Below are 17,968 nucleotides of genomic sequence, written 5' to 3'. Positions count from 1 at the left end.
GGTATGCTATCCTTCTACCGACTTGCCTGCTGTTATCTAGCCATGTCCTGGCTTTTTGTTGCCTGTGTAGACCCCGAAAACCTCGTTCTTCTCGATAAACTCGATGTAATCGTTGTTGACGGAACGATCACCAATCTGGCAGAACTGCAAGTTATTCGGCTGAATCGATCGAAGGCCGTTTCCGGATTAGCCGGTTCCGTTCCCATTACCAAAGCGACCGTGGAGGTCTTGGTCGATTCAGTGCAGGTCATTGCAGCTCATGAGACTACGGATGGTAGTTATCAACTGCCCAGTGATTTCAGGGGCCAAACGGGCCACAGTTACCAATTACGTTTCGTGCTTTCTGACGGAACAAAGTATACATCAACCCCACAAATAATGCCGGCTGTACCGCCTATTACAGCGGTTCGCGCTCAATTCAATCCAACTAGTTTGGCCGCTAATCAACTAAATGGTTATTCTGCCGGACATGATCTGTATATGGACACCCAAGACCCGGCTGATCAACGCAATTACTACCGCTGGGACTGGAACGATTACGAAAAGCAGGATTGGTGCCGTACCTGTAAAAAGGGCGTATATGCGGTCAATAATGTCTTACCCGGTGTTTATCGAGACAATAGCTACTTTGTATCTGGCGATTCACTTTATGAAGATTGCTTTACGCCAGCGCCTACTCCTGCTAATACCACCGAATTTGGCAGGCCATTCGTTCCTAGCACTGATTTTTATTACGATTATGCCTGCCGAACCCAGTGCTGGGAAATCCTTCATAGCTACACCCTCAACGTATTCGACGATCAGTACAGTAACGGCGGTCAGATTGCCAACCGGTTAGTAGCCCACATCCCTTTTTACACCCGGCAGCCCTGTCTGATCGAGATTCGGCAATCGTCTCTGACGCCGGACGCCTATCGATATTTCAAACTGTTTCAGGAGCAGACCCAAAATACTGGTGGCCTCTCCGATGCTCCCCCAACGGCTCTGGTAGGCAATGTGCGAAATGAGGTAAACCAGCGTGAGCCGGTTATCGGGTATTTCACGGCATCAGGCGTATCCTCCTTTCCTTACTGGCTTGACCGCAAGGATACCCGTGGTCTACCTTACGGAGCTATTGGAGGACCTGTGGAAGGGAATCAAGAGTTGTTTTATGCGCTTAACCTGCGCTTACCATATGGAGAGCCTTCTCCTCCATTTATAGGGCCTCGGGATGTACCTCAGATCTTAATTTACGGGGGTCCCGTTCGTCCACCCACGGCCTTGTGCATTTCCAGCCCAAACCGAACGCCGGTTAAGCCCCTTGGCTGGCGAGACTGATGGGTTGCCTAATCACCGTATCTGATTGTTGCCAAAGCTCATCGGTTGGCTTCAGCTAGTTTTCTAAAGATCACGGGCATTGCCGCGGGATCTACCGACTCCATATCCACCAGCTTCAGTGATTTTACCATGCCCAGCGTAGTCGTTTTGTACTTTTGAAAATGAGGTGTTTTTAAGTGCTGTTCATAAGCAGACTTGTCAGCATACATCTCCAAGATTCGTACCGATGTAGGGTTTTCGGCTTGATACATGGGAAAGATGGCAATCACCCCCGGCTCTAGTTTTACCGATGCCGCCGATTCTTCTTTTAGAATGGCTTTGTATTCGTCCAGGCGAGCGGGATCTATTTCAATTTCAGAAAGACGGACCATCATCTTTGGCTGTTGGGCTGAAGCTGTATAGTAACTGACTACCATTAAGGCCAGGGTTAGAAACGTGGCGAGTGACGTATGAGCTTTGGCCCTAAAATCTGCGTTTGGCTTATTCATTTGTCGAGATAATTTTTATGTGCTGTTCGATATTCGTTTTCTTACGATTGGTGCATCAGACTGGCGAAAATGGAATCAGCTTCTCCTCGCGAAGCGTAGTAAACAGATCAAAGAAAGATGCCCGGGTATCCTGATAAACGGTGAAACCCAGTTTGCGGCTTTTTGACATATCCGTCATCACTTCGAGGGGGCGGCCTAAATCCAGATCCGTGTGCCAGGCAGAAGCCAGACGGTCCAGCTTCGGTTCTTTCAGGGTATACCTGGAAGCTATGTCGCTCCATAGCGGCCCATCGGCAGCAATCTCCGTTTCCAGCGGGTGAATAGTACCGTCAAATCCCCTGGCTTCGACACCAAACCAGTCAGCAATCTGTTGCCACAGCCAGTTCCAGCGGAATACATCGCCATTGACAACGTTAAACGCCTGGTTACGGGCAGCCTCGGTGGTTGCCGCCCAGATCATATGCTGAGCCAAAACCCGGGCATCCGTCACATCAGACAGCCCGTTCCACTGCGCGCCGGAACCCGGAAATTGGAAAGGCCTGCCGGTTTCTTTACAAATGGAGGCATATACCGCCAGCGTTGTTCCCATGTTCATCATATTGCCAACGGCTTTGCCAATAACCGTGTGCGGCCGATGAATACTCCAGGTAAACCCATCCCGCTCAGCAGCCGCATACACCTCATCCTCCTGAGCATAGTAGAAATTCTCGATGTCCAGTCTGGGGTGTTCTTCCCGCACCGGCGTCATGGGTAATGTGCCCGCTTTGGCATAGGCTTCAAACGGCCCCAAGTAATGCTTCAGTCCGGTTACCAGGGCCACATGCTGTACCGTTTTCTTTGGCGCAACCGCATTCAGCAGGTTACGAACCATCAGGCTGTTCACCCGAATGTTTTCAGCTTCCGTCTCCTTACGCATCCAGCTTGTTATAAACACGTGCGTCGCATTAACGTCGGACAGGGCGCTGGTCAGGCTGTCCGTATTCAGGAGATCCGCTGCGATAGAGATCACGCCACCCAGGTCTGTCTGGGGATTACGGGCCAGCCCATACACGGTCCATCCTTCGGCGAGTAACCTCTCGGCCAGATTACTACCCGTAATACCACTGACACCAACGACCAATGCTTTTTTCTCCATAGCTAAACGTGAATTTTCGGATTCATCTTGTAAAGGATACCCTTCTTTAGCTAAAGTGATAAACCACGGATTCTGTTCAGTATTCTCTATTTCTGTGTGGTGCGTCGTCAGTTCCACGTTGATCAATAGGCCGGACAAAAATCAGGCAGGCGGTCTAGTTTTCCCCATTCCTTAACAACTGCATTAAATACAGTCAAAAATCTAACTTTCGTCTAGCACCACTAGTTAACCTTTATTCTATAGGAGCTATAGTCTATCATAACGTATACTCAACAACTGAATACAATCATGATCAATGATCACCCAATAAGCAGGCGCCAGGTAATTGGCGGCCTTGGCAGCGGATTGGCGGCTACAGTGGTAGCCGCTCCGGTTTTTGCCAGTTCTTTGCCGGAGGAGGCCCCTGGTATGACTGCTGCGGCCCCTCTTGTCGACCCGACCACCAAGTATCCGAAGCCGCCTTTTAAAGCCCAGCCGCAACCCTGGCCGGGCCTGGCCAGCAAAATGGACCCTCGCCCCGATCATGGAGAAACCAGCTACAAAGGGTCGGGACGCTTGCAGGGCCGAAAAGCACTGATCACCGGTGGAGATTCGGGAATGGGCCGAGCCGCAGCCATTGCCTATGCCCGCGAAGGCGCCGATGTGGCCATCAATTACTTACCGGCTGAAGAACCCGATGCCAAGGAAGTGATCGATTTGATAAAAAAGGAAGGCCGAAAAGCAATTGCCATACCGGGTGACATCCGTGATGAAGCTTTCTGCAAACGATTGGTCGACGAAGCTGTGAAAGGATTGGGCGGGCTCGACATTCTGGTTAGTAATGCCGCCCGGCAACAAAGTCGGGAGTCTATCCTCGATGTTTCTTCGGAGGATTTCGATGCGACGATGAAGACCAATATTTATGCCCCTTTTTGGATCATTAAAGCGGCATTACCTCATTTGCCTCCTGGAGCAGCCATTATCGGCACAACGTCCGAGCAGGCCTATGACCCTTCGCCTAACTTATACGACTATGCCCAGACAAAAGCGGCTACCATGAATTTTGTCAAATCACTGGCCAAACAGCTTGGTCCCAAAGGCATTCGGGTCAATGGGGTGGCGCCGGGACCTATCTGGACACCCTTGCAACCCAGTGGTGGGGCTACGCAGGAGAAGCTGAAAACGTTTGGGGGGAATACGCCCCTGGGTCGGCCCGGTCAACCAGCTGAACTGGCTTCTATTTACGTTCAATTGGCGGCCAGTGATGGTAGCTATGCTACAGGTCAGGTGTATGGAGCGGCCGGTGGGGGTGGCCAGCCGTAATAGTCTCGTAACGAACAGTAAAGCCGCGTCGGATCATCACCGACGCGGCTTTACTGTATTTATTCTTTAAGCGAATGCCCCGGAGCCCTTTCTTAAGTCGCTAGTTGATACTGCTTGGGGGTGATTCCATATACCTGCTTGAAGGATTGGATGAAACTGGACAGGTTTTCGTAACCAAGCTCGTAGTAAATTTCGCTGGCCTTATAATTTTCCTGCTTAAGCAACAGGGCTGCTTTCTGCATTCGTTTTTCCAGTAACCATTTATTGGGTGAAGTCCCATAAATTTTGGAAAACCTCCGCTTAAACGTGGATAAACTGATGTGGCACAAAAATGCCAGTTCTTCTACCGTAACAGGATGATCAATGTTGGCGGTTACAGCTTGCCGGACAAGAATTTCATCGCCCGCTTCCTGGCTCATCGTACGGAGCTTTTGTAACCGTCCTGGATAGTTTTCGCTCAGGTGCAGCAACAATTCCTCCAGTTTAATCCGCTGCATACCCGGTGATATGGGCTGACCGGTGCCAAGCATATGCGCAAGCGATTCGATGAAATTACCGAGAAACGCGTCTTTTTCAAAACACAGAAAGGGCTCCTCATGGAATTGGCTGGTCCGGGTCTGGAACATTGTCGAGTGCCGGACAAAAAAATCGGCCAGCATTTTATTATCGAAGGAGATCAAAATGCTTTTATAACTTCCGGCCTCTGCTGCCGTCTTCTCACTCATCAGGCAGTTTCCGGCAGAAAGCAGTAAAAACTGACCGGGCTTGATTCGCACGCTTGTACCGGCGTAATGAACCGTCTTTTCGCCTTCCAGCAGAAAACTGAATAAGTTCTGGTGGAGTGTAATCCGGTTCTTGACGCTGGCGGCTTCGGAGACATACCGGAAGATAGACATAGATTCCGTTTCAGCTATTGAATCGTAGGACTGCCGATCGGCCTGTAGGGTGTGTGCATTCATCTGCCTGACTAGTTATAAATCGGTAAAGAAGCTACCTAAAAACCGTACCAACGCCGGATAAACTCCCATCAAAATCTTTTATTGCTTTTGCCCGTAAACCAGCAACGACGCTTTAGCCAGCGTAGCAAAATGCATGGTGAATCCCACCAGAGCCGGCGTGGCATGTTTATCCAGTTCCAGCTTATTTCCCAGCGCATGCACTGTGATCAGATAACGGTGGGCAGGGCCTTCCGCCGGGGCGGCACCCACATAGCCGGGCGTTCCCATATCGGTGTTGCTTTGCACAGCCCCCTCGGGTAGTAAGTTTCTGTCAGCGTCCCCAGCCCCTGATTTAAGTTCCTGTACATCAGGCGGAATATTAAAGACAACCCAATGCCATAAGCCGCTTCCGGTTGGAGCATCCAGGTCATACATAGTTACGGCAAAGGCCTGCGTTTGCGCTGGCGGATTTTTCCAATACAATTGAGGTGACTGATTTTCACCCGAAAAGCCCATCCCGTTAAAATACTGTTTGTTGGTTAACTGCCCCCCAAGCTCATCGCTTTTTAACGTAAAGGCTTGTGCCGTTGTCTGGCTGCCACGTACAGAAGCTGCGGTTAATGCTGTCATGTCCTTCTTTGTTTGTGTTTATAGTACAGAACAAAGGTAGACAGGCAGCAGGGCAGCCGTTGATAGGATTCCGATCAAAAAGTGTTGCTAAACGTTCATTGTTTGATCAACCTTTGACAAGGGAACAGGCACGTCAGTTAACGTACCTGATCAATTGGGACGCCTTAACCGATCAACCTCCTCTTTTCCCTTTCATCCCCTTTTGCCCTTCGGGTTAGCTTTTGCTTCGGTAGCTTTGGTTCTACTGAATCAGTAAAGAACTATGCAAACGCTACTAAAAACTTCCTGTGCCTACGATCAACTAACGCTAGCGCAGCTATCCAGCAAAGATCTGTTGACAAAGCAGACCAGAAACCAGCAACTGGGTGGCGTTCTGCTACTCCTGATGGTACTCATGTTGGGCATGGCATTTGTCCTTCAGACTTATCTGATAGGCGTTACGACCTGGGCACTGATTCCGGCTTTGGCTGAGTACGGGAAAAAGCGAAAAGCTATTAATCAGGAGCTGCAAAAACGAAACCTCGTTTGATCGCTTAACCTGTTATCACGGCACACACCCTTGACAGATCGGCATTCATCAGTGCTGAATCTGATGCAGAAAGAACCTCAAGGCTTCTACATGCACATCCACGTCATTGGGGTAATCGTGCTTACCGCCGATAACTTTTAACAAAACAATATCTGGCTTCCCTGCCGCCTGGTACGTATACCGTTCGATTGTTTTGCCATCCTGCGGGTCAACGTCAGGGAGTGTCTCCTTCGCGGGCTTTCCCTGATAATGCGCCAGACCAGCCCAGTACGCCAGCGTGCGGTCAGTCGACTGCACAACGCCCATGTCCATATTTTTGCCTAAAACGACCCGGCCACCGAGGTAGGGATTGATCGGGTCCTCAGTACCATTGATAATCATCATGGCCACCGGTTTACCCGTTGGTACACAATCCATGTTCGTACTGTCTGGCAGATTGGCAATGATGGCCGTAACCGCCCGAAAAGCGAGGGGCATCGTAAGCGCCAGTTTGTAGGCCATGTGCCCACCGCCCGACGTTCCAACCACAAACACATGATCTGTATTTACGCCGTAGTGCTGATGAAAATACTGAATCATGCCCTGAAAGAAAGCCTGCTCGTTTACATCTTCCCGATTGGCCTGAGCTGGTGAAGCCTTTCGGCATTCATTCCAGTAGCGTTTATAGCCGTCGGGATACACCACCAGGGTGTTGGCCTGCTTTGCCTGCTCTTCCATCTTTCCCGTCGCCTTCATCATGCCCTGGCCATCCCCACCCGACCCATGCAACACAAAAATAAGGCTGGGTTTATTGAGCGAAGCCGTCGGCTGATTAAAGTGAAAGACTCGATAATTCCCCTCGATGAGCAGCGAATCGTGCTTAAGCTGCGCTATTGCTAAATGGGAAATCAGCGCGGCTACTATCATGAATACAGCAAACGGCGTTGAACGGATCGACATGGATACGGGCGAAATAGTGATGTGACAGAACGATAGGGGCAGTCGATGAAACGGGTAAGAGCCGATGACGCTTTATTTCCCTGAATGATCGGGACGCCAGTAAGGCTCGGCCGCGGCAATGAAGTCAACGGGAGTTTCCGGAATGAATCCTTTCAGCCATTCGGCACAGTATTTCATACCGGCCTGCTCAGAAATTAAATGCCCCAGTATAATCAGGGCCTTCTTCTGACCGGAGGTAATGGCATCCTGCACATACTCGACCAGTTCCCACTCGTGCGTTTCTCCCACGATCAGCACATCGGCCTGCGCCAGGTAAGGAACCCCCGGCATCAGACTGACATTGCCCCAACTGGCCATAACCCGCCTGATCGGCAGCTGAGGATCCCCGATCACTCGCATGGTTCGAATACCCAGCCGGGTACTTATGCCCTGTGCGAAACGAGCCAGCGATGTTTCCGGAAAGGTAAACAACCGGGGGTTTTGTGCGTCGTTGTTCTTCTCCCAGCCTAATTCCCGAATCATCCCTGTGGCAATACCATCCGGCCGACGTCCGTGCCAATGGTCATGGAAATGAAAGACAGCTATACCGTGCTGCTGGATAAAATCGCGCTTCAACTGATAAAGCGAATCCTGCTGAACCGGCTCCGTACGATCCTGATGGGAATAATACGTTGGCTCATGCGTGATGACCATATTAAGTCCTTTGCTGGCGGCTCGTTGCAGCACATCCAGAGTCGCCATCATGGTGACGGCAATTCCTTTTACGGGTATTTCGGACGTACCCGCAATCAGATTATCGACGGTTTGCTCACGCCATGGAATGCCTACATTGGTTTTGATGCGTTCAATAACTTGGCCAACAGTGAGTGCCGGAGGGCTGAAAGGCTTGACTGCCCTGACAACGGTGAGGCCCAGCGAAGCCATCAGAAACGTGCGACGGGTTGGATTTTTATTCATCATCAGCTAGCGATGCCGTTTGGCAGTTAGTCAGATTGTCTAAGTCCCCAGTTATTTTAGGTACCAATTAACACATTATAATTGGCTTACTGGAAAAATGAGCGGTTCTTGCTGGAAATTTGCCCGGTAGAACGTGAACGGGCTGCCTGTCTAGTCAATGGGTATGCTCATCTTTACGTATTTGCTCCGCCATCAGGGGCTGAAAAGCCACACAATGATTCATGAATACAACACTGATCACCACTATCATTACCGAAAATCAAGCTTTTCAACGAATAAAAACAACCGATGGTCCAGCCCCCCTAATGGTCAGCTTCGTACGAATTAAGACGCTGTTTATGAGCTTATTAGAAGCGGATCCCGACAACCCGGTTATCAGCGAGGCTGTTCATATGCTGCATGAACAGGGTTTTCGATATGCCTCCGGGATGCTGGATCATTATGAGGAAGATCAGGAAGAAGATTACCAAATCGCCTTCTTCCGTATTCAGGCCCTGGTTGCCAGCGCGGTCAATGCGCTTCCGCATACTTAACGCAGAGGCAATGAAACGGTGTCCCACCAGTAGCGCCGGAAAGTATAAAAGCAATTTAGCCAGTCGTGAAAGCTCCCCGGTTTAATCAGGTAGGAAGCGATGCTGAAACTGTAGGCTAACTCCATATCTTCACGAGCACTCGACGCGCTAAGCACAACCACCGGCATCTTCCGATAATCGGGATGAGTTTTGATGAATTCCAGTAGGTTCAAGCCATCTGCCCGTGTGGGTAAATACAGGTCCATTAAAATGAGCAGTGGAAGAGTGGCCTTTTCTCTGACCTGATTGTCAACGTACGATCTTACCTGCATGGCATGGTTCAGCCAGGTAGGTTCTACTTCGGGAAAACACTGATTGAGAACTGCTCGGATGATGAGCCACTGATCAGCATTATCTTCGATAACTAAGATGGGAAGTCGATTGGTTTTTCGTTTTTGCCGAGTAGCTGGTTTACTCACGTATGCTGAAATATAGTATGAAGATATAGTATATATAACTAGTGCCTTGTGGCAGTGGCTGCGTTAACACTCTACTCTCAACGGGCTGCGTCAGAAAAATGTTTCGTGTCACTACATGCAATTTACTGATTTCTGTTTTGCGGTCCTAGCAACTGATACTGTGCCTTTGGTAACGCATTACCTGTAGGATTACACCAGGCGGTATTAAGGTTTCAGGAGTTCCAGCTTCGCGAAGAAATCAGTCAGCATCAGTGGAATGTCCAACTGGGTATAAACCCGAATCGGGCGCCCCGACGGGTTGTAGTCATAGCCGCCCTGCAAATTGATTCGGGGGGCCAGTTTAAGGGTGTAGGCACTCGAGGAGGGATCAGCCTCGAAGGACGATTGCAGGGCCGTCAGCAAGACCAGTGGGCTATCACCCAGGATGTATGTTTCGCCGATTGCCAGTTTATAGCGCTGTAAGCGAGTCATCAACTCCTCAATCGCAGTACACAGGTAAGCCCCTATTTTTCCGTGCGGTCTCACCCTGGTCAGCAGGAGTGAGTAAGGCAACAATGCTTGTCGATAGGCATTTCTGGGGACCTGCCAGATGGGCAATCGGGTTCGATTAAAGATGAACCGCGCTGCCGGAAGGTCGATGTTAAGGTTGTACTCAAGCGCTGAGTAGTTGGGGGGTGGTAGGGCCAGATCAGCATATTCAGGACCTCCAATCCAGATCAGCGTCAGCTTGTCGGCAATCTGGGGCGACTTTAGTAGGGCTGATGCAATCTCGGTCAGCCCGGCTCCGCAAAGAACATACAAGGGCAATTGCGTATCGGTCCGTAAGGCTTCGTTGACAATAAACGTAACGGCTTCGCTTTTCACGGGCGTGGTGTCGTTGATCATGCCTGTATTTGAGCCCGCAATCACCGGAATAGAACTCTTAATGGCCATCACCTGAAGAAGCTCACGGGCTTTTTTAGCCGCATTATCCGCTTGTGTAGTTGACTTATCGAATCCATCGCCCACCCGCAGGTGTGAGCCGATGATAGCCCTTACATCAACCGAAGGAGACAACAGCAAGTGGGCTAGCTGAAACAAGCCATCGGGGTCTCCGCTAAAATCATTATCGACAATCACCCGCATTCTGGGGGTGACGGTCGCTCCGCCACCGGCTTGTTGCCCTCTGGTGACTACAGGCATCAACAGCAGAAGCAGCACCCAGCATAGACAGGCACTTTTATTACCGAAAATGCCAAGTGATGGATATCCTGTTTTCAAACGACGAATTGATTTTTGAGTAGGAGTCGGTACGCCCATGGCGTGTGGCCTTACCGATAAACTATAGTAGCAAACGCGCAGACCGTTGAAACCTACTTATAGGCTGCTTTGAGCTGTTTATACACATCTTCCCGCACGAATGCACGTTTTAAACTTTCGGTAGAATGCACCAGCACGTAACCCGCTTTCTTTAACTTATCACACGATTTTTTGATCCGGAAATGAAATAGTTTATCGGTGGAATTATGCACTTCATCGAACTCTACTAAGATTACTTTGACATCGAGCTTATCCTCCAGTATCGTATCGATAACCGTGTATTCAGCGCCTTCAATTTCCAGCTTGACCAGATCAACCGACGAATGCCCGAGCGTTTTCATCAAATTACTTAATCGGTCAACGGGCGCTTCCAGGTAATCACCGGATTCTTTGAACAGATAAACGGAACGGGATACGTAATTATCTTTTTCCGGGGCAAAGAATTTCAGCGTTGTTTGCTGATCCCAAACGCCAACGTCGACAAACGTCATTTTCCGTATCTGCTCGGGGGTTAGCTGGTATGTATAAGGAGCACCATCATGGGGCGGCACATTATGAATAGTCAGCGACTGCCCTTTTTCGGTGTGCTCCTTAAGCTGGTCGAAATGGTTAATGCCTTCAGGCGTAGGATCAAAAATAAATACCTGGGCATCATACTTTGTTTTGAGTTCGACGTCGAGCGAAATATCTTCACCCGCCCCAATACAATAACAGATTGATTCCTTGGTTAGGAAAAAATCAGGAATGTGGTAGCCGTTATAGGCAGAGCCTAAATACGCTAATCGGGCGAGCGGTTTGACCCCTTGTTGCGGGTGTATACCCATTAGTTGTTTAGCCAGTTGTACAACTTTCTCCATTTAGATCGAGTCAATGTTACGTAAATGCTGATTTGAATCGGTAAAGCAAAATGACGAATAAGGTAAATTGACGGCGAGAGTCGTTAAGACGAAACCTACACGCTTTTCCTTACGTCAAAAGCTCCCTATAACACAATAGCTACCAGAGAGCCTGCTCATCGCCGATGAGACAAGCTTTATTTCTGACTTACGAAAGACGGCTTTGTCACCTTTCTCCGGTTGCATGAACACGACAGAATACGTCAATAACAAGAATTAACTGGCTGTTTATGAGGCTACTTAAAAAAATTTTCGATTTATATTTGTTTTTTAAAACTAATCGCCCCTACCTTTGAGGTATCCTACAATTACTACCTGCAAAGTAGTTGTTATTTAAACTGATCAACCAGCAAGGATTAGCCGGACCCTTTGGCCGCTTGTCTTCCTATTGGATCGGTGCTAGTTTTCGAACTTATAAATAACTAACCAGTATGCGTAAGCATTTTACACTTTGCTGTTGTCGTAGTACAAGAGAAAACCTACAATCTCTTTGTGTATGCGGTGCATGTTGACACGTCACCGCTTTTGACACCCGGCTTTTCTGCCTAAGATTGCTTCACTCATTCTTAATGAGCTTCTTCATCAACAAACCCTTTTTTACAGTCAATTAGTATATAAATTCTATATACTAGATAGGAAATTATAGAATTAGGTTTATATCCATTGACCACTAAACCAAGTACACTCACCTACAATCCATTACGGTTGATTCTGTGGTGTGGGACACTAACTGATTTGAAGAGGTAGCCGTCGCTTTTGAAATGCAGGCTCTTCAGTGGACTTCTACCCCACTTCGAACAGATTTGCCCACCCGCAGAATCAATCGTACCCTAATCCGCGGTCAATGAGCGCACCCATGCCCGCTCTTTTGGAAAGGGCGCACGGTCGAGACAGGCTTACGTATAGCCTGCCTAGTTAACTGACTTTTAGCTGAAAAATCAACATGGCAATCCAAGATCTCAAGATTCTAGCCAAAAAAATTGGGGTAAGTATCCTCATTTACGCCATCCCACTGGCCATTCTTGGCGGTGGACTTTCTCTGGTCAAATTCTTATTAATCAAATAACTCCCTGAATCATGGCTCTCGACTTACCTCTCTCCAAAAAAATCGGCCGGGATGTGCTGATTAGCGTTTTTCTCTACGCCTTACCCGTAGTAACCCTGGTTGTCTGGTTCACCTATACCGGCGAGACGCCCTGGAAAAATCCGGTGAAAGACTATGCTCACGTTTCGGCTCCGGCTTTTCTCTCGTTTCTGGAACCGGTTTTCAAAAACCTGAAATCCTGGGGATTCATCGCGCTGGCGCTGGGCCTGGGTGTACTTGAATTCGCGCTGGGTCTTTACGACAATAAATGGACATCGACCGAGCGAAAAATAGACATTGTGTGCTTTCTGGCTCCTAAATTCCTGATCCCCCCCGTCGTTGCGTATTTCAGCCTGACGCTCTTGCCAACACTGCTGCCCGGCTTCGCCAATGTATTTTCCTGGGTACCCTTCTGGGGCGGCTTTTTCCTGATTGCCGTGGCCGACGATTTGACACAATACTGGTACCACCGGCTACACCACCAGATTCCGTTCATGTGGCGCTTTCACCGGACGCATCACTCAGCCCCGTATATGGGTATGGCCATGGCGAGCCGGCAGAATTTCATCTATACTGTTTTCTTCTCGCAAACCTACCTCACGGCTACGCTCATCTACCTCGGCCTTGGCTACCCTGCCCTGTTTGTGACCGCGATAAAAAGTCTGATTACCCTCTCGGCGCATAGCAGCATTGCCTGGGACAAACCCTTCTACAAATACCGGATCTTACACCCCATTGCCTGGGTACTGGAACGCTTGATTTCGACTCCGGCAACGCACCATGCCCACCATGCGGACAGTGCCGATGATGGCATTGGCAACTACAAAGGCAACTTCGGCAATATGTTTTTCCTATGGGATGTCATCTTTGGCACGGGGCTGATCACGCGCCAGTATCCGACCTCGTACGGCATTAAATTTTATAAGGAGGAAGAATGGTACGCGCAGTTTCTATGGCCCATTTTCAAGTCGAAAAAAGAAGGCAGCGAACTGGCCGCCGATGGCCCTGAAGTAGGTGACGAGATCGACCTGGAACAAGAGCCCAAATTCGTAAGCGCCTAACAGCTCATAACCATGAAACTCGTTAGGATACTCGTTCCGGCGGTGGCTCTATTCGTGCCCGTTACGGCCTTCATCGGCCGGAATAGCGCGGAGACTAAACGATCCGAAACCTCCATTGAAAAGCTGGTAACACTTTGCCAGGGAACCACCTGTCGGGTTCCTTCACGAACGGCCGTTTTGCGGGCAAGCCCGGTTTCGGTAGCAGGCCAGGCGTCGAATACGACCGATATGGTGTTGATCGGGGGTGGTAGCTTTCAGATGGGTTCGTCCGAGTTTCCGGATGCAAAACCTGTTCATAACGTTCGTGTCAGCAGTTTCTGGATGGATACGCACGAGGTGACCAACGCCCAGTTTGCCGCGTTTGTGAAAGCAACCGGTTATCGTACGGTAGCCGAGCGACCCCTGAATCCGATAGCTTATCCAGGTGTACCCGCCGACAAACTGGTGCCTGGTTCGGCCGTATTTACCCCCCCTGCCCAACCGGTTTCATTAGCTAATCCCTTGCAGTGGTGGCAGTATGTTCCGGGGGCAAACTGGCGGCATCCGCAAGGACCCAACAGCACCATTCTTGGCAAAGGCAACGAGCCCGTTGTACAGGTTTGTTACGACGATGCAGCCGCTTATGCGAAATGGGCCCACAAGCGGCTGCCAACCGAAGCCGAATGGGAATTTGCGGCTCGTGCCGGACGGCAGAAGGCAACATATTATTGGGGAAACGCCCTCAAACCGCAGGGCAAGTGGGTCGCGAACATCTATCAGGGGTCCTTTCCGGTTAAAAACACGCAGGAAGATGGCTTTAAAACCACCTCCCCAGTGAAGTCATTTCCCGCAAATCCGATTGGCCTATACGACATGGACGGCAATGTTTGGGAGTGGTGTAGCGACCTATACCGCCCTGATTACTATGCCGACAGTCCGGCGGTAAATCCCAAAGGACCTCTTAATAGCAACGACCCGGAAGAACCCGGAACTGAAAAGCATGTGCAGCGTGGGGGCTCATTTCTGTGCAGCGATCAGTACTGTATTCGCTACAAGGCGGGTAGCCGGGGCAAAGGAGAAACCACCAGCGCCAGCAATAACCTCGGCTTTCGGTGCGTACGCTCGGCAGGAATAACGCCCCGAAACCTGTAGCGTTCAGCCTACACGTCATCAACTACATAAAAAGGACAGCCGCCTTGGCCACCGTCCGCGGCTGACTTGTCAAAAGCAAGGCCCGGAGGCAACCGAATTTAGGCAGTCGTTAGCGCGACCGTCACAGTGCCCGCTTCGGCAGTCGGATTATTGTTTATCTAACCAGTACTGGATAATGAAAAAAAGCTTTATATTCTTACTATGGGTATGGATTCTGGTCCAGCCCGGAAGGTTACTTGCCCAGGGATCAACACCCGTCATTAACGCAAATCTGACGGGCAGGATTGTTGACGAGAAGACCAAAGAACCTCTGATCGGGGCCACGGTTCAGATCAAGGGCACCACGAACGGAGCCGCGACGGACGCCACCGGAAAGTTCACCCTGAAAACCGGCCAAACCCTCCCGTTCACGCTCATTGTCACGTACGTTGGCTTCAAAACACGTGAAGTAACAGCCATCTCGAATACCATCGACATTGAACTGGAAGAAAACATGGGCCAGTTGGGTGAAGTCGTCGTGGTCGGGTACGGCACACAGAAGCGCAGCGACATCACCGGATCCATAGCTTCGGTACCGCTGGAAATTAAAAGTCAGCCGGTAGCCTCCGTCGAGCGGCTTTTGCAGGGGTCGGTGGCGGGGGCCATCGTGACGCAGACCTCGGGCCAGCCGGGCGGGGGCGTTAGTGTACAGATTCGGGGCAACAACTCCATTACGGCGGGCAGCGATCCACTGTACGTGATCGACGGGTTTCCGATTAACAATGATTACTCGCTGAACGATGCGGGCGTAACCAACGGCTCGAAGATCAATCCACTGTCGTCGATAAATACCTCCGATATTGAAACGATTGATGTCCTCAAAGACGCGTCGGCAACGGCGATCTACGGCTCACGGGGGGCCAATGGGGTAGTGATCATCACCACCAAAAACGGTACGAAAGGCAAGTCGTCGGTTAATTATGACGGCTATTATGGGGTTCAGAGCGTGATTCGCACCATTCCACTGCTCAACGCGGGCGAGTGGTGGCAACTGCGGAAGGATGCGGCCCAAAATTCGGGAAAGACGACTTCGTTGCCTTCCGTAAACGGTTACTCGCTGGATACAACGGGCGCCGGAACCGACTGGCAGGCCGCAGCTTTTCGGCAGGCTTCCATTCAGAACCACAACCTATCGGTGCTGTCGGGTTCCGAACGAACACGGCTGGCGATTTCAGGCAACTATTTTAAGCAGGACGGGATTCTACAAAACACGGATTTCAAGCGCTTCTCGGGGCGCATCAATCTGGATCATGAGTACAGCAAAAAACTACGGCTCAGTGCCAACTTAACCGCCAGTAACACAAAGTCGAATGTGGCTCCGGCAGCGATCGTTGGCAACCTATTGCTCACTCCACCTGCATTGCCCATTTACCGAAGTGACGGTACGTTTGTTGTCAATAGCCCATTTGAATCAGGCCTTCAGAACCCAATCAACTCCCTGTATAACCAGCTCAACGAGACGATAACCAACCGGATTCTGGGGAACGTAGCGGCCGAATACAGCATCACGGATGCGCTCAAAGCTAAAGTCCTGTTTGGCATCGACATCGTCGACAACAAGCAAAACCGCTACCTGCCCAGCTCGACCGCCGAGGGGCTTGCACTCCAGGGCGATGCTATCGTTGGCTCGGTGTTTACGACGAACTGGCTGAATGAGAACACGCTGAGTTATGAGCGGCAAATCAGCCCGAAGAGCAAAATCAACGCGGTTGTTGGGTTCACCGCACAGCAGTCGGACGCCAAAGGGGCCGTGGCCGAAGCCGCTGGCTTTTCGACGGATGCCTTGTCCTACAACAACTTAGGCACGGGCATTACGAACCGGACGCCTAGTTCCTTTGCGAGTAAGTGGGCGCTTGCCTCCTATCTTGGCCGGATTAACTACGGTTTTGACGACCGTTACTTATTGACCCTTACAGTTCGGGCCGACGGCTCATCGCGGTTTGGCGAAGGAAACAAATGGGGCTATTTCCCATCGGCAGCTTTCGGCTGGAACGTAAGCAACGAGAAGTTCTTCACCAACGTACCGAATGTCAGCTCGCTGAAGGTCCGGCTGAGTGCGGGACTCACGGGGAACCAGAGCATCCCCCCCTATCAGTCGCTCTCGCAACTGGCTTATTACCGGTACAACTTCTCGAATACGACGGTTTCCGGTTATGCCCCCAGCACCGTTCCGAACCCGAATCTGGGCTGGGAAAAAACGTTTCAGATCGACGGGGGCATTGACCTCGGCCTGCTCAATAATCGCATCGAGATCGTAGCCGATTATTATTACAAAAAAACAACCGACTTGCTCCTCAGCCGCACGGTTCCGGGCACGTCGGGTTTGTCGAATTTTTACGGTGGGCAAGCCTCCACTATCTACCAGAACATCGGGGCCGTATCGAACAAAGGGGTTGAACTGTACGTCAAGTCGCACAACCTGACCGGCAACCTCAAATGGAATACCATTCTGATCTATTCCAAAAACAACAATACCATTCTTAGTCTGGGCGATGGCGTCTCACAGATTATTCCGGACATTTCGGCTCCATCCATTGCCAAAGTAGGGTATCCGCTTGGGTCATTCATCGTTTACCAGACCGATGGCGTGATTCAGAACGGCGACGCTGCGCTAACCCCACAGGCCAACAAAAGCCCCGGAGGCCAGAAATACAAAGACATTAACGGCGACGGTATCATTACGCAGGCGGGTGACCGGGTGGTGATCGCCAATCAGCCCGGCTTTACGGCAGGCCTTACCAATACGTTCAGCTACAAGGGGTTCGAGCTGTCCATCTTTTTGCAGGGAAGCATTGGCGGCAAACTCTACAACGCCAACCGCGCCAACCTGGAACTAGGAACGGGCTACACCAATGCCTCCCGCGATCTGCTTAACCGGTGGACACCAACCCATACGAACACCGATGTAAAAGCGGCTTATCAGGATCCTGCCATCACCATCTCCGACCGCTTCATTGAAGACGCGACCTACTACCGGCTGAAAAATATTTCATTCGGCTATACCATCCCGAAGGCCGTGCTGGCGAAAGCAAACATCAAGAATTTGCGGGTCTACGTATCGGCTCAGAATGCGGCCACCTGGACCAACTACACCGGCTACGACCCCGAAGTCAGTCTGAACGGCCAGTCGCTGATCAACAAAGGTGTTGACTCGGGTGTGTACCCAAACAACAAATCCTACCAGGTTGGTCTGTCACTCTCGCTTTAATTCCCCGAAAAAATTGATTCGCTC

At 50.5% G+C, this 17,968-nt stretch carries 16 protein-coding genes; 7 read left to right on the top strand and 9 right to left on the bottom strand.

Going from position 1 to position 17,968, the window contains the following annotated elements; genetic code table 11:
• Positions 1-42: 42 nt before the first annotated feature.
• Positions 43-1,317 carry a DUF4249 domain-containing protein gene (locus ACYU8Y_RS13305; protein ID WP_460937923.1) on the top strand — a complete coding sequence of 425 codons (1,275 nt, stop codon included), beginning with the start codon at positions 43-45 and terminating at the stop codon, positions 1,315-1,317.
• A gap of 38 nt (positions 1,318-1,355) precedes the next feature.
• Here ACYU8Y_RS13305 and ACYU8Y_RS13300 read toward each other — a convergent pair whose 3' ends face one another.
• Together ACYU8Y_RS13300 and ACYU8Y_RS13295 are read right to left on the bottom strand one after the other, a co-directional pair.
• Positions 1,356-1,805, bottom strand: coding sequence for a putative quinol monooxygenase (locus ACYU8Y_RS13300; protein WP_460937921.1), 450 nt, complete (start codon positions 1,803-1,805; stop codon positions 1,356-1,358).
• A 55-nt stretch (positions 1,806-1,860) separates the two neighbouring features.
• Entirely contained in the window at positions 1,861-2,940 is a 1,080-nt protein-coding gene (locus ACYU8Y_RS13295; RefSeq protein ID WP_460937919.1) for an SDR family oxidoreductase, read from the bottom strand.
• A 288-nt stretch (positions 2,941-3,228) separates the two neighbouring features.
• Here ACYU8Y_RS13295 and ACYU8Y_RS13290 point away from each other — a divergent pair, with 288 nt between their 5' ends.
• The gene (locus ACYU8Y_RS13290; RefSeq protein ID WP_460937917.1) at positions 3,229-4,242 is read left to right on the top strand and encodes an SDR family oxidoreductase; all 1,014 of its coding nucleotides are present in this window, start codon (positions 3,229-3,231) and stop codon (positions 4,240-4,242) included.
• 92 nt (positions 4,243-4,334) lie between these two features.
• Here the strand turns inward: ACYU8Y_RS13290 and ACYU8Y_RS13285 are convergent, their stop codons facing one another.
• Both ACYU8Y_RS13285 and ACYU8Y_RS13280 read right to left on the bottom strand, forming a co-directional pair.
• Complete coding sequence (locus ACYU8Y_RS13285; protein WP_460937915.1) at positions 4,335-5,201, bottom strand: helix-turn-helix transcriptional regulator; 867 nt, start codon at positions 5,199-5,201, stop codon at positions 4,335-4,337.
• Positions 5,202-5,279: 78 nt separating this feature from the next.
• Positions 5,280-5,810: a YbhB/YbcL family Raf kinase inhibitor-like protein gene (locus tag ACYU8Y_RS13280; RefSeq protein ID WP_460937913.1), complete on the bottom strand. Its 531-nt coding sequence runs from the start codon at positions 5,808-5,810 to the stop codon at positions 5,280-5,282.
• Between the two features lie 262 nt (positions 5,811-6,072).
• Between ACYU8Y_RS13280 and ACYU8Y_RS13275 the strand changes: the two genes are divergently transcribed.
• On the top strand, positions 6,073-6,339 hold the full coding sequence (locus ACYU8Y_RS13275; RefSeq protein WP_460937911.1) for a hypothetical protein: 267 nt from the start codon (positions 6,073-6,075) through the stop codon (positions 6,337-6,339).
• Positions 6,340-6,387: 48 nt separating this feature from the next.
• Here the strand turns inward: ACYU8Y_RS13275 and ACYU8Y_RS13270 are convergent, their stop codons facing one another.
• On the bottom strand, positions 6,388-7,278 hold the full coding sequence (locus ACYU8Y_RS13270; RefSeq protein WP_460937909.1) for a CE1 family esterase: 891 nt from the start codon (positions 7,276-7,278) through the stop codon (positions 6,388-6,390).
• A gap of 72 nt (positions 7,279-7,350) precedes the next feature.
• Positions 7,351-8,238, bottom strand: a complete 888-nt coding sequence (locus ACYU8Y_RS13265) for a Nif3-like dinuclear metal center hexameric protein (RefSeq protein ID WP_460937907.1) — start codon at positions 8,236-8,238, stop codon at positions 7,351-7,353.
• 218 nt (positions 8,239-8,456) lie between these two features.
• On the opposite strand from ACYU8Y_RS13265, the gene ACYU8Y_RS13260 reads away from it, so the two are divergent.
• Positions 8,457-8,768, top strand: a complete 312-nt coding sequence (locus ACYU8Y_RS13260) for a hypothetical protein (protein ID WP_460937905.1) — start codon at positions 8,457-8,459, stop codon at positions 8,766-8,768.
• Here ACYU8Y_RS13260 and ACYU8Y_RS13255 read toward each other — a convergent pair.
• From ACYU8Y_RS13255 to ACYU8Y_RS13245, 3 genes are all read right to left on the bottom strand, one after another.
• Positions 8,765-9,226, bottom strand: a complete 462-nt coding sequence (locus tag ACYU8Y_RS13255; protein WP_460937903.1) for a response regulator — start codon at positions 9,224-9,226, stop codon at positions 8,765-8,767. The two genes, ACYU8Y_RS13260 and ACYU8Y_RS13255, sit on opposite strands and share 4 nt — an antisense overlap.
• 204 nt (positions 9,227-9,430) lie before the next feature.
• Entirely contained in the window at positions 9,431-10,486 is a 1,056-nt protein-coding gene (locus tag ACYU8Y_RS13250; protein WP_460937901.1) for a nucleoside hydrolase, read from the bottom strand.
• Positions 10,487-10,578: 92 nt separating this feature from the next.
• Positions 10,579-11,382, bottom strand: coding sequence for an FkbM family methyltransferase (locus tag ACYU8Y_RS13245; RefSeq protein ID WP_460937899.1), 804 nt, complete (start codon positions 11,380-11,382; stop codon positions 10,579-10,581).
• A 1,116-nt stretch (positions 11,383-12,498) separates the two neighbouring features.
• Between ACYU8Y_RS13245 and ACYU8Y_RS13240 the strand changes: the two genes are divergently transcribed.
• The 3 genes from ACYU8Y_RS13240 to ACYU8Y_RS13230 all read left to right on the top strand — a co-directional run bounded on the left by ACYU8Y_RS13240 (position 12,499) and on the right by ACYU8Y_RS13230 (position 17,944).
• Positions 12,499-13,566 carry a sterol desaturase family protein gene (locus ACYU8Y_RS13240; protein WP_460937897.1) on the top strand — a complete coding sequence of 356 codons (1,068 nt, stop codon included), beginning with the start codon at positions 12,499-12,501 and terminating at the stop codon, positions 13,564-13,566.
• Positions 13,567-13,578: 12 nt separating this feature from the next.
• Positions 13,579-14,697, top strand: a complete 1,119-nt coding sequence (locus tag ACYU8Y_RS13235) for a formylglycine-generating enzyme family protein (protein ID WP_460937895.1) — start codon at positions 13,579-13,581, stop codon at positions 14,695-14,697.
• Between the two features lie 175 nt (positions 14,698-14,872).
• The gene (locus tag ACYU8Y_RS13230) at positions 14,873-17,944 is read left to right on the top strand and encodes a SusC/RagA family TonB-linked outer membrane protein (RefSeq protein ID WP_460937893.1); all 3,072 of its coding nucleotides are present in this window, start codon (positions 14,873-14,875) and stop codon (positions 17,942-17,944) included.
• Positions 17,945-17,968 lie beyond the last annotated feature (24 nt).

It is taken from the genome of Spirosoma humi, from assembly GCF_054776575.1.
The sequence above is the reverse complement of the archived record's forward strand: the minus strand, read 5'-3'. Positions and strand labels throughout refer to the sequence as shown.